This window comes from Bombiscardovia apis, assembly GCF_033095945.1.
GTDB lineage: Bacteria > Actinomycetota > Actinomycetes > Actinomycetales > Bifidobacteriaceae > Bombiscardovia > Bombiscardovia apis.
In genome coordinates, this window is record NZ_AP026800.1 from 603,228 (window position 1) to 619,355 (window position 16,128).

A 16,128-nucleotide genomic window follows, 5' to 3' on the forward strand; every position below is an offset into this window, starting at 1 on the left:
AAATGAGCATGAATGCTGGATATGATGCAGTCATACGTTTGTAGTGCTCGAGATAGCGGGTTCCAGAATGTTTTTCTAGGGCCCGCTTTCATTTTTTAGCTCTGTGCCAAATATGTTAACAGTGTCAACTTTATGTGGAATAATAAATTAGCACGGTCAGTGTTGCTTCCTTGATTGCTTGGTTGGGGCGGCTTCGTTCGATATGATCGTCCACAACCAGGGGAGCGAAAGCCCATGTTGCAGATCCACCAGATAACCAAACAATATAAGACTGGCGACTTTAGCCAGCAAGCCTTGGATGATGTGAGTTTGAACCTGCGTGACAGCGAGTTTGTTGCCGTTTTAGGTCCCTCGGGCTCAGGCAAGACCACCTTGCTGAACATCATTGGCGGCCTGGACCGCTATGATTCCGGAGATATTATTATCAATGGCACATCCACTCGGCTCTACAAAGACCGGGATTGGGATTCTTACCGTAATCACACCATCGGCTTTGTGTTTCAATCCTACAATTTGATCCCTCATCAGTCCATCATCTCCAATGTGGAACTGGCACTGACGATTTCGGGTGTCTCGCGCTCTGAGCGCCGCGAGCGAGCGCAGAAGGCCTTGGAAGAAGTGGGTTTGGGTGACCATATCAACAAGCTTCCTAATCAACTTTCCGGCGGCCAGATGCAGCGCGTAGCTATTGCTCGCGCTTTGGTCAACAATCCTTCGATTGTGCTGGCCGATGAACCCACTGGTGCCTTAGATTCGCAGACTTCAGTGCAGATTATGAACCTTCTACAAGAAGTGGCTAAGGACCGCTTGGTTGTGATGGTGACCCACAATCCGGAGTTGGCCCACGAATATGCCACTCGCATCGTAGAGCTTCACGACGGCAAGATTGTCTCTGATTCAAATCCGTTGGAATTGACCCAGGAGAACGAACAGCCTGCCGAACATCGCAACTTGGGACACGCTTCTATGTCTGTTGCTACTTCGTTAGCGCTTTCGTTCAACAATCTGAAAACCAAGAAGGCCCGCACCTTCCTCACCTCCTTTGCTGGATCCATAGGTATTATCGGTATCGCTTTAATTCTTGCGGTTTCTAACGGTGTCAATATATATATCGACAAAGTCCAGCAAGACACCATGACCTCGTACCCGATTTCTATTCAGGAGCAATCCTTCGACCTGAATAAAATTATGGGTTCGGCTCAAGAGAGCGCACAGTCCTCTAAGGATCAGGAAGGGAAAACAGGCAGTAAAGCCATTTACCCTGATGATTCGGCTATTACCTCCGTCTCTAACCTGACTAGTTCTATAAGCAGTAACAATCTCAGTGCCTTCAAACGCTACCTTGACAATCCTGACAGTGAGATCAATCAATACGTAGGCAAGGTGGGCGTGCAGTACTCTTACGACACCAAGTTCTCGGTCTTCGGCCATGATCCTAAGGGCACTCTCGTCTCGGCTTCGGGCGTGACCATCGGTGGTGGCCAGCAAGGGGGAGTGGCCTCTCAGATGGCCTCGATGGACAGCAATACGGCTGACTTCTCCCAGGTGCAATCGATGCAAATGGCAACACTGACAGGCAAGGCACAGGCCAAGTCGTCTCCTAAGATTTTTACCGAAATCATGCCCGGCAAAGACGAAGCCAAAGCACCAATCGGCAAGGTAATTACCGACAACTATGAGGTTATGCATGGGTCTTGGCCCAAGGACAAGAACCAAATAGTGTTGGTTCTGGATGAACACAACAAAATTCCCTTGGCCACCCTCTACGATTTGGGTCTTAAGCCTGCCAGTGATTACAACGACATGATGTCTCAGCTCAACAATGGCCAGAAGGTGAAGGCAGACACGGCCAAACTGGATTATGATCAAGCCATGAAACAGACGCTCGACTTGGTGCCGGCTTCCGACCAGTATGTCAAGGGCGCTGACGGACACTATCAGTATGTTGGAGACGACGCCGGACAGGTGAGTCAGCTCCTCGACAAAGCTGTGCATTTGAAGATTGTGGGCATCGTCAAGCCAATCCCCAAAGCTTCGGCCACTCCTTTACCTGCCGGTGTGGGCTACTCTCGTGAGCTGACCAATTACTTGATTGACTATGCAGGCAAGAGTCAGATCGTGGCCGACCAGCAGACCGACCGAGACCACAACGTGCTCACCGGCCTCAACTACACGGCCGCTGACGATACGGCTAAGGCTGAGCAAGCTAAGGCTTTTGTTGCTTCGCTAGATGAAACCCACAAGGCGGCTATGGGTTCTGCATTCATGAGTGGACAAAATGGTGAAAGTGGGCAGTCTCAGCCTCAGCCGGGTGTTCAAGCCCAGCAGATGCCAGGTGCTGCTGGCCCGGCAGGGCAAGCGGCTGGCATGACGGCCCAGATGGGTCAGCAGGCTGCGGCTGCCTCCCTTGATCAATATATGGCCAATGCCAACCAGGAGCAGTTGGTTACTATTTATGAGCAGTACGTGCGCCCGCAGGTCGGCTCTTACAAAGACAACATGACCTCTTTTGGTTTAATTAGCAGGGATGCGCCCAGCAGTATTCGCATTTACGCTGATTCCTTCCAAGCCAAGCAGTCCATCACGGATTCGATTAACCATTACAACGACAAGGCCAAGAAAGACGACAAGATTACCTATACCGATTACGTGGGCCTGATTATGAGTTCGGTAACGACGATTATCAACGTGATTTCGGGCGTTTTAATAGCCTTCGTTTCGGTTTCTCTGATTGTTTCCTCCATTATGATTGGCATCATTACCTATATCTCGGTCTTGGAGCGAACCAAGGAAATTGGTATTTTGCGAGCTATGGGTGCTTCTAAACACAATGTTTCGCAAGTGTTCAACGCGGAAACCGGCATCATCGGCCTCCTCTCAGGTCTCCTAGGAGTGGGAATCAGCCTGCTCCTCCTGCTGCCGGGCAATGCCATCATTCACAAGCTCATGGGCACTGCTGATGTCAACGCAGTGCTGCCGGTCAACGGTGCGGTGATTCTGGTGATTTTGAGCGTGGTACTTACCCTGATTGGCGGGCTGATTCCTTCGAGGAAAGCTGCCAAGCAGGACCCGGCCACTGCTCTGAGAACTGAGTAATAGCTGCTTCGTAGGCTTCAAACAGGTGGGCTGTACCGGTGTAAAACACGGTACAGCCCGTTTTTTGTACGATGAAATAGGTTTGAACATCAACAACGAATGGCCGATTTGACCACGGTGCTGAATCGTTTTATCATAGTAGGGCGCAGTAGCGAGTGGAAGCGACTCAAGGAGGATTGAGCCCGGCGATTCAAACCGTCGAAACCGCTTGTATCGTTCGCTGGTGAGCGTAGAAAGTTGTCAGTTAACGTTCCTAGGGGTGCATCGAAGGTGATGGCAATGCAGTTTGTGCTCACTTCCTTCAAACACACGTTACCGGGAACAGTCAGGAAAGTACATCATGACGAAGAAAATTATTCTCGACTTGGACACTGGTATTGACGATACCCTTGCGCTCTCATACATTTTGGGATCTCCCGACGCAGAACTCATCGGCATTACCGGAACCTATGGCAACGTCTTACTCGAGACTGGCGTCAACAACGATTTGAACCTGCTCGCTATGTTTGGACGCGAAGACATCCCCGTCTTCAAAGGACCCTCGCACCCAAGCGATGCAAGCGACTTCTCTGTGCCACCTAGCTCCGGCATTTTCCATGGCGAAAACGGTACAGGCAACATCGAAATTCCTGCGAAGTCGACCAAGCAGGCTCAAGAGCAGTCTGCGGTTGACTTCATTATCGAGTCTGCTCGCAAGTATGATCAAGATGAGCTGGTGTACGTTCCTACCGGTGCTTCGACAACGCTCGATGCCGTGTACGCCAAGGCTCCCGATGTGATTGACCGACTCAAGGTAGTGATGATGGGCGGCGCTCTTACTCAGCCGGGTAACTGCAATCCCTTCATGGAAGCCAATATTTCTCAGGATCCTCAGGCCTCCAACCGCGTGTTTGCCACCGAAGCCAACATTACCATGATTGGTCTCGACGTGACTATGAAGGTGCTCATGACTAAGGAAGACACGCAGCAGTTGCGCGAGCTGGGCACTAAGGCCGGCCGCTTCTTGGCAGACATGACTGACTACTATATCGATATCAGCGAGCAGGAAGACCCTGCTTTCCAGGGTGGCTGCAACCTCCACGACCCGCTTGCTGCCGCGGTAGCGCTCGATGCCACACTCGTGCAGACCTTCCCTGTCAACTTGATGGTCGAAACTGAAGGCCCCGGAATCGGCCGTACCATCGGAGACCCCAACAGACTGCTCAGCCCCGTCAAGAACACCAAGGTTGCTATTGATGTCGATGGTGACCGCTTCGTAAAGCGCTTCAAGGAGCGTCTGTTTGCTTTGGCTGCACAGTCCGAGTAAGAGCTTGCCCTTGCCCGCGGTGGGGGCCTAAGACCGACTCATTCCTACGATTTGTAAGAAAGAACAAATAATGACTGAACAACAACAGGTTGACGATTTTGAAATCAACCGCGCTAAAACCAAGAAGGCGCTGCCTGCTTTGCTGGTCGTGTTCCTGCTGGGAACGCTCATGCTTCAGGCCTTCAACCTCGTATTCCAAAATATTGGCGATTCTCTCGGCATGTCGTCGAGTGCTTCACTCATTAGCACCCTGCCCGGCATTGTCTTGGGCGTGGTCTGCATGCTCTACGGCACCTTGTGTGACTTCGTTTCGCCCAAGCGTATGACCCTCTTTGGTGTAATTGCACTCATCGCCGGCAGCCTCTTAGGTTTCTTTGGTGCTTCCAACTTCTGGATTGTGTTAGTAGCCCGCATGATTCAGGTGGCCGGTGCTCAGGTGGCCGGTTCTATCTTCTTGGTGATGACGGTAAAGTACCTTAACGAGCGTGAAAAGGCTGTGTATTTGGGCGTGTTCAACGCTGTGTACTATCTGGCTGCAGCCGTGGGTGTCTTCGCAGGCGGTTTCATCACCTCCTTCGACTGGAAGTACCTCTTCTTGGTGCCCGTCCTCTCTGTATTCTTTATTCCAGTACTCATCAAGAACACTCCAGACATTGGTGCTAAGGGTGAGAAGATTGATTTCTTCGGTATTGCTCTCTTCGCCGTGTTTGCCGCTCTTATCGCCATCTACTTCTCCTTCCCTGGCCCTTGGGTGCTGGTAGCGCTAGTTGTTTCTGCTCTGGCCTTCGTTTTGTGGATTGCTAAGGGCAAGAACCCCTTCTTGAGTAAGAAGTTCGTGACCAACAAGGCTTACATGACCATCATCTTGATTCTGTTCGTCTTCTACTTCTTTAACTTTGCCTGCGTGCCGATTTACAACGTCATCGGCGAGCAGATTTACGACATTCCGCTCACTACTATCTCCCTGTGCCTCACCATCGTCTACGTGGTAGCCACCTTGGTTGGTATGTTCTCCGGCCCTGTTGTAAACTGGATGGGTAGGCTCAACACGATGATTGTGGCTGCAATTCTTATGATTGTGGGCTTCGCAGGCTCGGCTATCTTCATCAGCAAGGGCTTCTACCTGCTTACTTTCTTCTCCTGCATCTTCATCGCAGGCATCACCATCACCTACACTCCCATCTACGATGCAGGCTCCGAAGCTCTGCCCGTAGAGGAGAATGGCCGCGGTATCGGCATCTTGGATTTGGTAATGAACACCTCCGCTTCGATTGGTATGGCAGTCTACTCCGTGCTGCTCGCCAATCCCAGCCTTGGTAAAGGTTCGCTCTTCGGAGTGCCCAGTGGCATCGAAGCGCAGACCGCTAACGTCTTCTGGGCGATGGCTGCTGCTGCACTGCTCGCTCTGATTCTCGTATTCGTCTGCCGCAAGAGCTTGGCTGGCAAGTCGACTGACGAGCAGTAAGAACTGAACTAGTCGCAATAAGGGCGGCGGGTTCCCTCTAGGTTGGGGAACCCGCCGCCCTTGTATGTGGAAGCTTGTGCGGCTTTACTCTTCGACGAAGTCTGCGATGACTGCGGCATTAGCGTATCCCTTGCGATACATGCGCTCAATGCCTTCCTGGCTGCGGTTCAGCGTGTTGAGTCCGCACAGATCGTCGGGAGCTACGATCAGTACCTTCCCGGCTTCTTCTAGACGGTGGGCCAGCTCTAACTCTGAGTTGTAAAGGTCATAGCGATTTTGCAGGCTTTCTGCCGCTTTAGGATAGGTGCGGCTCAAGATGCGAGCAGGCAGGACATCGGGCTTGGGGGAGCGCTCATAGTCGCGCTGGCGGGTCAGTACTATCACCACTTTGTCGGCGCCATCTACCAAAGCCTTGCTCACTGGAATGGGATCGGCCATGCCGCCGTCGTAATAAGGCACACCGTCGATGACATAGGGCTGGTTGGCAACTGGCACTGAGGATGAAGCTTTCATTACCGAGTAGTCATCTTGATGGATGTCGCTCTTGTCAAAGTATTTTGCCTCACCGGTAAGTGCATCCATCGCCACGACTGTAAACTGTGCAGGATTGTCTCGCAAGGCTGGGTAATCAAGCGGATATTCACCATCGGAGTTAGACAGTGTGCCATACACGTAATCTAAGTTGGCGAAGTTGTGTTCTTTCATGAAATTACCAGGAGAGGCATATTCCTTACGCGCTGAAAAAACGCTATAAAAGCGGTACGTGCGTCCCGGCTGCCCAGAAAGGTAGGAAGAGAGGTTGGCTGAGCCCGCAGAGACACCATAGCAGTGATCAAAAGCGATGCCCATGTCCATTACACGGTCTAAAACGCCCGCCGCATACACACCTCTGAAGCCGCCGCCGACGTCGATAATCGCAGTCTTTTGTTTATTCATTCTCAGTTTCCTTCCCTAGCAGCTGGCTCTAAGCGATGCGCCGCCCACTTTACTTGCAGCATATATGCAGGCTTAGGACATGCTTTCTAACAAGTGCCAAGACAGTTGTTTAACTGCGCAGTCAGGATTTGAGTTGCTAAGCGTGACGCTGCCATTGGCTGCCTGGTTATTGAGCTGATTGGCTTGAGCCAATACATCTCGCAAGTGACGAGCCGTGCCTTCGTTGCCGTCAATAATGGCCAGTTCAGGAGGGCAGTAGTGCTCAAAATAGTGGCGATAAAACACAAAGTGGGTGCAGCCCAAGACAATCGAGTCGATGTTGGTGAGGTCATAGCTGGCAAAGTAACGCTCTAATGTAGCTTGTACCAAGCTTTCGTTGCCAAGCTTGCCTGATTCCACAATGGTTACCAAATCGGGGCAGGGCTGCTTGTAAATGGTGTGGTCGGCCTCGAAACGGGCCATGAGACGGGCGAACTTCTCTTCCTTAAGGGTGAGTGGGGTAGCGGCTACAATAACGCGTTGACTGCGCCCCTGGCCCCTGTCGCAGGCCACTTTTAAGGCAGGCTCCATGCCTACGATGGGAATCTGGTAGCGTTCGCGCAAGGCTGGAGCACACACCGAAGTGGCTGTATTGCAAGCTATAACAATAGCTTTAGCGCCTTGCTCCACGAGTTTATCGGCAATAAGGAAGCAGCGTTTTTGCACCTCTTCGGGAGTTTTCGTACCGTAAGGGGCATGAGCGGAGTCGCCGAAAAATACAAGGTTTTCATGGGGCATGAGTTGGCGTACCGCACCCATGACCGACAAGCCTCCCAAGCCTGAGTCAAAGATGCCAATAGGTGCGCTACTTGCCATTCCAACCTCCGTATCGTTGCTGCTACTTACGAGCCTACTCCCGCGCTTGACTCCTATTGCGCCCTGAGCGAGTCGGGCTAGAAGATGGCTGAGCTGTAATTAACGAGCACTAGAGCCACCATGGCTGCAATCCACACTGCATCGACCATGAGGTCAAAGTGGAGTCGGTAATACTTGCGTAAAGCCCTGCCGAGAGCACCAAAACGCTCCTCGGCCAACGGCAGTCCCTGAACGCTGACGCTAGCGTGGCTGAAGGCCATAAACTGTATGGTCGCAGAGAAAGTTAGCACTAGGCACCAGGGGCACAGGGCTTTAATGACGAAGATGGACTGACTAAAGAGCCAGTAGGCGTATATGAAGGCTGCGAAAGAGCCTAGCCAGCTGGCCCGAGCGAACCACCTTGGTACGCTGACCCCCATTAAACCCACAACGGCAATAGTCACGAAGACAGATTCAACCGAAATGCCTAGGAAAGCATTGGGGAAACTCATGTTGCCGAAGTGGACAATCTCCGACTGCCAGGATTGCGCTACCGTGGTGCACGAAAGAGTAGAGTTGATGTCGCAGCTGAGCTTCGATTCAGGGTTGCGCGCCATTTGCAAGGTCTCAGCTGAGATTACGAATGACACTACGAGGGCCGCTACAGAAGCAATAAGAGCCAGTAAGTATGTCCAAGTGCGAGAATTGCGCCAACCAGTGTTTGCTGCAAAAGAGGGTGAACTCATAGATGCTCCTCGGAAACTGCGCGGCTGAGCTTAACGAGTAGGCTGAGCGCCTGCCGGTACTGGACAACAGCCTAGGTGAGATGAAACTTTGTACAAAGCAGCCTACGATAGAGCTATGACTCATCAGCTGAAGGAACAAAGCAGCAGGCTTGGCCAAAGCCGTGATATGGAGCAGCAGCAGCGAGGCGGTGCTGAAGCTTGGGATTTACACTGCCATACCGTCTTTTCCGACGGCACGCGCACCCCTGAGCAGATGGTGGTGGAAGCTCAAACCCTGGGACTGGCTGGCGTGGCTATTACCGACCACGATACGACTCAGGGCTGGGCTGAAGCGCGTGCAGCTGGGACTGCCCACCAGCTGCCGGTGATGCTTGGTACTGAGATTACTGCTGACGATGCGGGTGTATCAGTTCACATGTTGGCCTACCGCTACGATGAGCACAATGCCGCGCTAGCTCAACTCTTTGAACAGACCCGCCAGGCTCGGCTGGAGCGCGCCCGCAAGATGGTGGCGCTCATGGCTCGCGACTATCCCATTAGCTGGGAGTCTGTGCTGGCCCAAGTTAAAGAAGGGGAGCGGACTACCGTGGGCCGACCCCACATTGCCGACGCTCTCGTGGCAGCTGGAGTCTATCAAACTCGTTCCGAGGCTTTCGCCGGTGCCTGCTCGGCCCAGAGCCCCTACTACTTGCCCACACCTTCGCCATCGGCCCAGGAAGTTGTGCAAGCGGTAAAAGCCGCCGGTGGAGTGGCTGTAGTCGCGCATCCGGGAGCGGTGAACCGTAACCGTGTGCTCTTGTCTGACCAGCAGATTAAGCAGCTGGCTGACCTTGGCCTAGACGGACTCGAAGTATGGCACCGAGACAACGACGATCAGCAACGCGAACGTCTCTTGGGGCTGGCTGAGCGCTTCCGCCTGCTCGTTACTGGAGGTTCAGACTGGCACGGTGCCGGCAAGCCTAACCGTTTGGGCGAAAACACTACACCGCAGGCAACTGTAGATGAAATAATCGCCCGCTCGCCTGAGCAAACAGCTAGGCAATACGGGCGATAGAGAATTTGCGCAGGGCGGTTAGAGGGCCCCGAAACCTACAGGACGGGTGCTGTCTGAACCGACTACAGCGTAGCCCAAAGCGCCAGCGGGCACGATGATGTGGCGGCCCTTACTGTCGATAAGGTTAATAGATTCGCCGTTTTTGAGGGCGCTCTCAATGCTGGCCGAAACTTCGTCTGCCGGTGCATCCGTGCTGAAAGACACGGGTCGTGATACATCCTTGATGCCGAATTCAATATCCATATATTCTCTCCGTATGTCGTAGCTTCCGCCGAAAAGCAGTTGCTGTGGTTCTTATTATTCGCGCTTACACACGATTCAGCTATCAGCTTGCGTGCCCTTGAGCCGAGTACTGCTCGAGGGGCCTTCTGTATTTGCACCGGGATGGTCGGGTTGAACCATCTCGGTTGGTGTCGACTCGGGCGAGGGGCCGCTCCTGCTGATAATTACGGTTTGTGCGTCAGTGTCAGCTCGGCTAGAGAACTGCTTGGCCTTGCCTTGATCGCTTTTCGCTGTGCTCTTGCTACGCTCGTTAGCGTCGTCTTCGGCTTCCTCAGGGGAGTCTTCGGAGTGATTGCGCTCAAATTGGGCGCTCGCTGCAAACAGATCCATACTGGAGTTCGACTCCTGCTCGGCGTCTGCTGGCGAATCTGAACCAGATGCGTCTTGTGTTTCTTTAACGCCAGGAGTGGCCGACCATGAGAACGATATGCTCTGAGCCTCGTCATCGCTATCATTGCCTGACAGGCCCATTGGTGCAGGTTTAAGCGTTTCTGAATGGGCCAGGGAACTCTGGTGACTTTCCTGAGTTTGCTCTTGGGCCAAGTTGGTCATGCTCACTCGGTCAATGGCCATCGTTTCTGAAGTCTTGGGGACTACCTGTTCAATTTTCGCGCTTTCCTGACCAGCCTTGCTGTGCCGGCCTGGATTGCGAGGTGCATCCTCGTCAAACTCGACCTCTGGTGGTACGGATTGCCCCGAATCGCTCGTGTGGCTTGCGATCATGTCTGGCAGGGTTGGCGGGCGTACTGCCGCATGCCTGCCCGTAGTGAGTCCGGCGGCTGGTTGTTCCTGATCCTTGCGGTAGGCCGGGCGCACCGCCGTTGCATCTTCCTCAACTTGTGCGGCGGCTGGTGCTGGGGCCGGAGCGGGTGGCTGACCAGCGTTTGCCTGCTGTTTTCGAGCAGCTTGTGCACGCTTGGCATCTTCTCGCAGCAGCACTCCTACGGTCACGGTAGTTGGACTGTCGTCGGGGATGACTGGCGGAGCGTCTTGCATAGAGCCTGTTTGGTTGGGCTTGGGTCGGTTGGCAGCAGCACCCGCTGAGGGGGCATACGACTTAGGTACCCGGTCGTTGAGCTGCTGAGCTAAGCGCTCAACCTGAGCCTTGAAACGGATAATCTTTTCGTTATCGGCGTGCTCAAGAGCGAGCACAAAATCGCCTACCTGTTCCATTTGCAGCCAAAGATTCGCGCGCAACATAATCAAATCATCGAGCTGAGAGCCCATAATGCGTCCATAGGCAGCGATTACTGCATCGCGTCCAGACTGGTCAAGTTTGGCAAAAATCCAAGCCAGATCGCGGGCAGGATCGTTGACTTGCATGTTCTGCCAGTTGTGTACTGCGCTCAAGCCCGAGCCGGTAAAGAGGAAATCGCCGTCTGCAAAACCGCCGTGCACCATGCGGGTATTAAACGACCACAGGCCTTCGGTGCGGATAATGCGAGACCAAGAATCCGTAATTTCGCGGGGCACATGGCCTGTGTGTTTGAGATTGGCAATCCAAGACTTGAGTTGGTTCGCTATCTCCGTAGTTGAAAAAGCCGGATAGAATCGCTCGCGCAGCCCCCGAGGGTCTACCCGATGAATAGCGCCGATAGCTGTACCTACTGCCGAGCATTCTTCGTTGGTTAGCAGTTTCAAACTTTGTGCGTGACCGGGGGTGTGGGTCATAATCGCCACAGCTACATCGCCAGTGGGTCCCTTGGGGTCAGTGCCGGGCTGATAACTTAATACTTGCTCTATGTGAAAACCGAGGGCAGCCATGCCCCGCACATCTTCTAAGGCCTCAGCAGCTTTAACTCGCTTACTCAGCCGCTTCTTACCTTTTGGAGTGCTTGTGGCCCAAACGTCGTAGAGACGCCCAGAAGCATTTTGCACGATGGCACAGTCGATTCCCATACCCTCGTCTTGTGCGCTGGCTTGGTCAGATGCTCGGGCGCCAGTGAAGTAGGCATCTGGCATGGCCGCCGATGCCAAGGCGACGAGTGTAAGCTTTGTTCGTTCAGTCACCCCTCCAGACTAATACAAGCGGTGCCTTAGTGGGAGCAACCCTTCAACTTGCCCACATATCCACCGCCTATGGCGAAAGTATCAGGAAACGAAAGCTGTCGGGTAGGAGCTTTGGCACAATGGAGGGGTGAGTAAGCAAGCGCAGGCAGAACAATTGCTCGAAGGGCTCGACCCTTCGCAGCTTCAGGCAGCCCAAGCTCTCGAAGGGCCGGTGCGCATTATTGCAGGTGCAGGAGCGGGTAAAACGCGTACTATTACCCATCGTATTGCCTATGCTTGCGCCAATGATGCTTGGGATCCCGCTCGCACGTTAGCAGTGACCTTCTCGGTTAAAGCAGCGGGGGAGTTGCGCTCGCGGCTCAGTAGCCTAGGCGTGAGTGAACACGTCAATGCGGCCACCTTCCACTCGGCTGCCCTCCACCAACTGCGGCAGGCTTGGCCCGATATTTCAGACTCGTATTTTCCGCAGGTAGTTCAAGACTTGCGCCCTTTTATGTCTCGCGCTTTCCAACGAATTACTAGCCAGAGCGAGCCCGAACCGCAAGATATGCGCACCTTGCTTGACGAGGTGGGCTGGGCCAAAGTTTCGCTTATAGCCCCAGACGATTACGCTCGTGTCTGTGCCGCAACGCACCGGGAGCCGCCTCTGGGCCTTGACCCCACGCGCATGGCCGACATTATGGAGTCCTTCGAATTGGAGAAGACCTACTACGGGGCTATGGATTTCAACGATATTTTGCTCATGACTTGCCATGTTTTAGAGGAGTTTGACGAGGCAGCAAGCAGGATTCGCAACTCTCTAGGCTGGATTACCGTCGACGAGTACCAGGACGTTTCGCCCCTGCAACATAGGCTTTTAGACTTGTGGTTGGGACACAACCGCTCGGTGTGCGTAGTAGGAGACCCTGCGCAGACCATCTACTCCTTTGCGGGAGCCAGCTCCTATTATTTACTGGACTTTGACCATGAATTTGCGCCGGTCAGTGCGGACATCGAACTCAACACCGACTACCGGTCAACCCCTCAAATCGTTGATTTTGCCAACCGAATCCTGGCTGCTTCACCTGAGCGGGGAGACTACCTCAAGCTCAATTCTCAGAACGATTCTGGCCCGCGAGTGAACTTCATGCGCTACGAGAGCGACGAGCAGGAAGCGCAAGGTGTAGTGCGCCGTATTGAGCGAATGATAGGCCGCGGGGCGCAACCGGGGGAGTGCGCAGTCTTAACCCGCATCAACGCCCAGCAGCAGTTGATATGCGCCAAACTTAAGGAAGCTGGTATCCATTACCGGGTGAGGACGGAAGCGGGCTGGCAGCGCTCAATGTCTACCGAGCAGCTATCCCAGCTCGATTCCAAGGAGTTGCTTGAGACACTGCGAGGGCAGGGGCCGGGCATGGTCACTATCTCAACCGTCCACGCCTCCAAGGGTTTGGAATTCGATCACGTCTTTCTGGTGGGCTGCTCCGAAGGCTTAGTGCCCTTCGGCTCGCCGCAGTCTGGTCCTGCCTTAGAAGAAGAGCGCAGACTCATGTATGTAGCTGTTACGCGAGCCGGGGAAACCCTTCATGTCTCCTTTGCTGACCGCAAGGATTCGGCAGGTGGGCCTCTGCGCTCGCCTTCGCGTTTTATTTAGTGCACGCAGTCCCAAGAGTTTCCCCTGATTTAGTGCAGTTGTTTAATCCTGTTTACTTTCCTCATCATTGTCTGCATCGTTGTCATCGCCATCCTCATCGTGGTGCTCAGCAGGCTTAGCGTCAGTAGAACCGCTGGTATTGCTTTCAGTCCCGTTATTGCCCTGTTTGCCATCTTCAGCAGCATCAGACTCAGGCGAATCTTGGTCGCTATCGAGCAGTTTAGCTAATTCAGCATCCCAATCAATGCTGCTGCCAGTGCTGCCTGCAGCTCCAGACTCAGTTGCTTGGTTGTTTCCGCTTGCCTGAGAGAAGGTTGGCTGGCTGCTTCCCTGCAATGCTTGAGCGTCAATATCAGCAGCATCTTCGGAGTTTTCTTCCGGCAGGGCGGGCAGTAGGTCTGGGTGGCTCCACATAGTATCGCGCTCGCTGGCAGAAGACTGGTTACTGATGTGCTCCCAAACCTCAGCTGCCTCGCGCAAACGCTTAGGGCGCAACTGCAGCCCCATAAGTGTTCCAAAGGTTCGTTCTGCCGGCCCGCCTACTGCTCGCTGGCGTCGCATCATCTCTCGGAGCTGTTCCAAATGGGGCAGGTAAGCCATGCCAGAGCGCCAGACCACGCAATCAACCCAGCCGTCTACCTGAGCCAGCAAGGTTTCCAAACTACGCATGGCCTCTTCCTGCTCGGGAGTGTCTTGTACACCGACCTTGCCGAGATTGATGGCACCGGCCATTGATTCAGGGTCCAAGCTCACTGCTTGGTCGATTTGGTCTTGCATAGCTTCCAAGTCAATGTTGACCCCACGCGCATACTTGCCAATCAGTGCTTCAAAGCGGGGCATGAGCCAAGGCACTGCAGCATACAGACGGGCATGTGCGGCTTCGTTCAAGGCTAGGAAGTTCATCACTTCGCCCTCATCAATTTCTAGGGAGGTAGCGTATTCGCGGATATTTTGGGAAATTAACCCGCCGGCAGGATTGCTGAGTAGAGCGACTCCTTGATCGAAGGAACCGTGCACTTCGCTCGACATGTCGCCTGCTGCTTGCCCCAGTTGCATGGCGAAAGAAGTATTGCCCAGTAGACTAATCAGCGTTTTGGGATCTTTCAACCCCTCGGGCATAGGGATAGGAATCGGACCAGCAAACATGCCTGAAACTTCGCCTTCAGGCAGGTCTCCAAAGCGCGAGCCCAAGACTTCTAACAGTGCCTTGTTCATAGAGCTAGCCACTGGTGCCGCGAACTTGGCCCAAGAATCTAAGGTTCCGTCTACCCAAGAGGAGCGTGTGAGAGTCTGCGCTTGGCCTGGGGCTGGGTCGAAAGAGCAAACGGCATCCAGCCACAAATTCGCTTGACTCATAGCTTGGGTCACTTGCTCTGCTTGCGCCGCGCTCACCGTCGAGTCCGAATCTTTGGCCTGGACCCGCCCTTGGGCAATAGCTTTGGCGAGTTTGACGTTGATGGGGCCCTCTTCTACGCTCTGCTTCATGTCTCCGGGCGTGTTGAGTCCTCCGGCAGTGAAAGCGCTGAGCATGGCTTTCACCTCAGTTGGATTGGGCAACTGGCCGCCGTTTTGCGCCATAATCTGGCTGCGCACGCTCTCCGGTAGGGCGGAGAATTGGCTCCAAGCCATCTCGCCTTGGATGGGGCCGAAGCAATCAATCATCCACTGGTGGATTGCATTTTCGTCCATGCTGTTTCCGTCCTCTTGTTCGTTGCTGGCCTAGCTGCTCATGAGCTTTGGGCTTTGTAATACCAAATGCCAAACTTATGCGTGTGTGCGCTGGCGAAATTATCGCTATCTCCATAATATGGGAGCTATGGCAGATTTGCACCCAAAAGACGCTTCGTACGCGGCAAGCGCACAAAAGACCGGTTCACCAGGGCCTGTATTAATAAACCGAGAACATGCTTCTAAGCTGGTTGGGCGGCAGAGTCGGGGCTCCAAACGAGGATTCAGCAAACGTTCAATAGCTATGTTTGTAGTGGCCGTTTTGACCTTCGTGGTGCTCGCTGCTCCCAGCCCTTACGTAGTGGAAACTCCTGGCCCAACTCAAGATGTGCTGGGCAGTTCCAACGGTAAGCAAGTCATCGCCATAAGTGGGACTCAGGTCTACGAGACTAAGAATGGCGGCAAACTGCTCTTGACCACTGTCAATGCTGCTGGCATTCCTGGAGCGCCAGTTTCGGGTTTGGAGACGCTCATAAACTGGGTCAATCCCCACGCAACTGTATTGCCCAAGGAGGTTATTTTTCCACCGGGGCAGTCTCGCGAGCAATACCTTGAGGACAATAAGAAAGACATGACTGGCTCTCAGGATTCTGCTACGACTCAGGCGCTCAAGTTCCTCGAAGGCAAAGGCACGGATACTTCCGGTATCAAAGTAAATATGCACGTAGACGATATTGGCGGCCCTTCAGCAGGTTTGATGTATGCCTTAGGCACCATCGACAAGCTCACCGAGCAAGACGAGACCGGCGGCCAAGTTATAGCAGGCACTGGCACGATGGAGGAGGGGGGAAAAGTAGGCAGAATCGGTGGTATTCAGCTCAAGATGCTGGGCGCCAAGCGAGACGGAGCCACTTGGTTCCTGGCCCCCGCCGGCAACTGCGGAGAGGTAGTAGGACACGTCCCCGAAGGCCTACGCGACGTAAGAGTAACCACTTTAAGTGACGCCTACGAAGCCCTCACTAAAATCTCCCAAAACGAAGCCGATACTCTCCCACATTGCACCGCATCGAAAACCACAACAGAATAAGATAAGCACCT

12 protein-coding genes are annotated in these 16,128 nt (G+C 53.7%); 6 read left to right on the plus strand and 6 right to left on the minus strand.

The features are described from left to right. Positions 1–234 precede the first annotated feature (234 nt). The 3 genes from R8377_RS02245 to R8377_RS02255 all read left to right on the plus strand — a co-directional run bounded on the left by R8377_RS02245 (position 235) and on the right by R8377_RS02255 (position 5,867). On the plus strand, positions 235–3,096 hold the full coding sequence (locus R8377_RS02245; protein WP_317643349.1) for an ABC transporter ATP-binding protein/permease: 2,862 nt from the start codon (positions 235–237) through the stop codon (positions 3,094–3,096). A gap of 340 nt (positions 3,097–3,436) precedes the next feature. Further along, positions 3,437–4,402, plus strand: a complete 966-nt coding sequence (locus R8377_RS02250; RefSeq protein WP_317643350.1) for a nucleoside hydrolase — start codon at positions 3,437–3,439, stop codon at positions 4,400–4,402. Positions 4,403–4,472: 70 nt separating this feature from the next. Next, positions 4,473–5,867: an MFS transporter gene (locus R8377_RS02255; RefSeq protein ID WP_317643351.1), complete on the plus strand. Its 1,395-nt coding sequence runs from the start codon at positions 4,473–4,475 to the stop codon at positions 5,865–5,867. A gap of 84 nt (positions 5,868–5,951) precedes the next feature. Here R8377_RS02255 and R8377_RS02260 read toward each other — a convergent pair whose 3' ends face one another. The 3 genes from R8377_RS02260 to R8377_RS02270 all read right to left on the minus strand — a co-directional run bounded on the left by R8377_RS02260 (position 5,952) and on the right by R8377_RS02270 (position 8,383). Next, a complete protein-coding gene (locus R8377_RS02260; protein WP_317643352.1) occupies positions 5,952–6,803 on the minus strand; it encodes a patatin-like phospholipase family protein in 852 nt (283 codons plus the stop codon). Positions 6,804–6,875: 72 nt separating this feature from the next. Next, entirely contained in the window at positions 6,876–7,658 is a 783-nt protein-coding gene (murI, locus tag R8377_RS02265; protein WP_317643354.1) for a glutamate racemase, read from the minus strand. Positions 7,659–7,735: 77 nt separating this feature from the next. After that, positions 7,736–8,383: a vitamin K epoxide reductase family protein gene (locus R8377_RS02270; protein ID WP_317643355.1), complete on the minus strand. Its 648-nt coding sequence runs from the start codon at positions 8,381–8,383 to the stop codon at positions 7,736–7,738. A gap of 166 nt (positions 8,384–8,549) precedes the next feature. On the opposite strand from R8377_RS02270, the gene R8377_RS02275 reads away from it, so the two are divergent. After that, positions 8,550–9,437, plus strand: a complete 888-nt coding sequence (locus R8377_RS02275) for a PHP domain-containing protein (RefSeq protein WP_317643668.1) — start codon at positions 8,550–8,552, stop codon at positions 9,435–9,437. An 18-nt stretch (positions 9,438–9,455) separates the two neighbouring features. On the opposite strand, the gene R8377_RS02280 is transcribed toward R8377_RS02275, so the two are convergent. Both R8377_RS02280 and R8377_RS02285 read right to left on the minus strand, forming a co-directional pair. Next, positions 9,456–9,680, minus strand: coding sequence for a DUF3107 domain-containing protein (locus tag R8377_RS02280; RefSeq protein ID WP_317643356.1), 225 nt, complete (start codon positions 9,678–9,680; stop codon positions 9,456–9,458). A gap of 75 nt (positions 9,681–9,755) precedes the next feature. Continuing rightward, entirely contained in the window at positions 9,756–11,729 is a 1,974-nt protein-coding gene (locus tag R8377_RS02285) for a phosphotransferase (RefSeq protein ID WP_317643357.1), read from the minus strand. 127 nt (positions 11,730–11,856) lie between these two features. Here R8377_RS02285 and R8377_RS02290 point away from each other — a divergent pair, with 127 nt between their 5' ends. After that, the gene (locus tag R8377_RS02290; RefSeq protein ID WP_317643358.1) at positions 11,857–13,362 is read left to right on the plus strand and encodes an ATP-dependent helicase; all 1,506 of its coding nucleotides are present in this window, start codon (positions 11,857–11,859) and stop codon (positions 13,360–13,362) included. Between the two features lie 42 nt (positions 13,363–13,404). Here R8377_RS02290 and R8377_RS02295 read toward each other — a convergent pair whose 3' ends face one another. After that, a complete protein-coding gene (locus tag R8377_RS02295) occupies positions 13,405–15,051 on the minus strand; it encodes a zinc-dependent metalloprotease (protein WP_317643359.1) in 1,647 nt (548 codons plus the stop codon). A 127-nt stretch (positions 15,052–15,178) separates the two neighbouring features. Here R8377_RS02295 and R8377_RS02300 point away from each other — a divergent pair, with 127 nt between their 5' ends. Then, positions 15,179–16,117, plus strand: coding sequence for a YlbL family protein (locus R8377_RS02300; RefSeq protein WP_317643360.1), 939 nt, complete (start codon positions 15,179–15,181; stop codon positions 16,115–16,117). Positions 16,118–16,128: the final 11 nt, after the last annotated feature.

Coding starts and splice junctions, on each gene's coding strand:
- R8377_RS02250 (WP_317643350.1), top strand. CDS start 3,437: ATGACGAAGAAAATTATTCTCGACTTGGACACTGGTATTGACGATACC.
- murI (WP_317643354.1), bottom strand. CDS start 7,658: ATGGCAAGTAGCGCACCTATTGGCATCTTTGACTCAGGCTTGGGAGGC.
- R8377_RS02255 (WP_317643351.1), top strand. CDS start 4,473: ATGACTGAACAACAACAGGTTGACGATTTTGAAATCAACCGCGCTAAA.
- R8377_RS02300 (WP_317643360.1), top strand. CDS start 15,179: ATGGCAGATTTGCACCCAAAAGACGCTTCGTACGCGGCAAGCGCACAA.
- R8377_RS02270 (WP_317643355.1), bottom strand. CDS start 8,383: ATGAGTTCACCCTCTTTTGCAGCAAACACTGGTTGGCGCAATTCTCGC.
- R8377_RS02295 (WP_317643359.1), bottom strand. CDS start 15,051: ATGGACGAAAATGCAATCCACCAGTGGATGATTGATTGCTTCGGCCCC.
- R8377_RS02260 (WP_317643352.1), bottom strand. CDS start 6,803: ATGAATAAACAAAAGACTGCGATTATCGACGTCGGCGGCGGCTTCAGA.
- R8377_RS02275 (WP_317643668.1), top strand. CDS start 8,550: ATGGAGCAGCAGCAGCGAGGCGGTGCTGAAGCTTGGGATTTACACTGC.
- R8377_RS02280 (WP_317643356.1), bottom strand. CDS start 9,680: ATGGATATTGAATTCGGCATCAAGGATGTATCACGACCCGTGTCTTTC.
- R8377_RS02245 (WP_317643349.1), top strand. CDS start 235: ATGTTGCAGATCCACCAGATAACCAAACAATATAAGACTGGCGACTTT.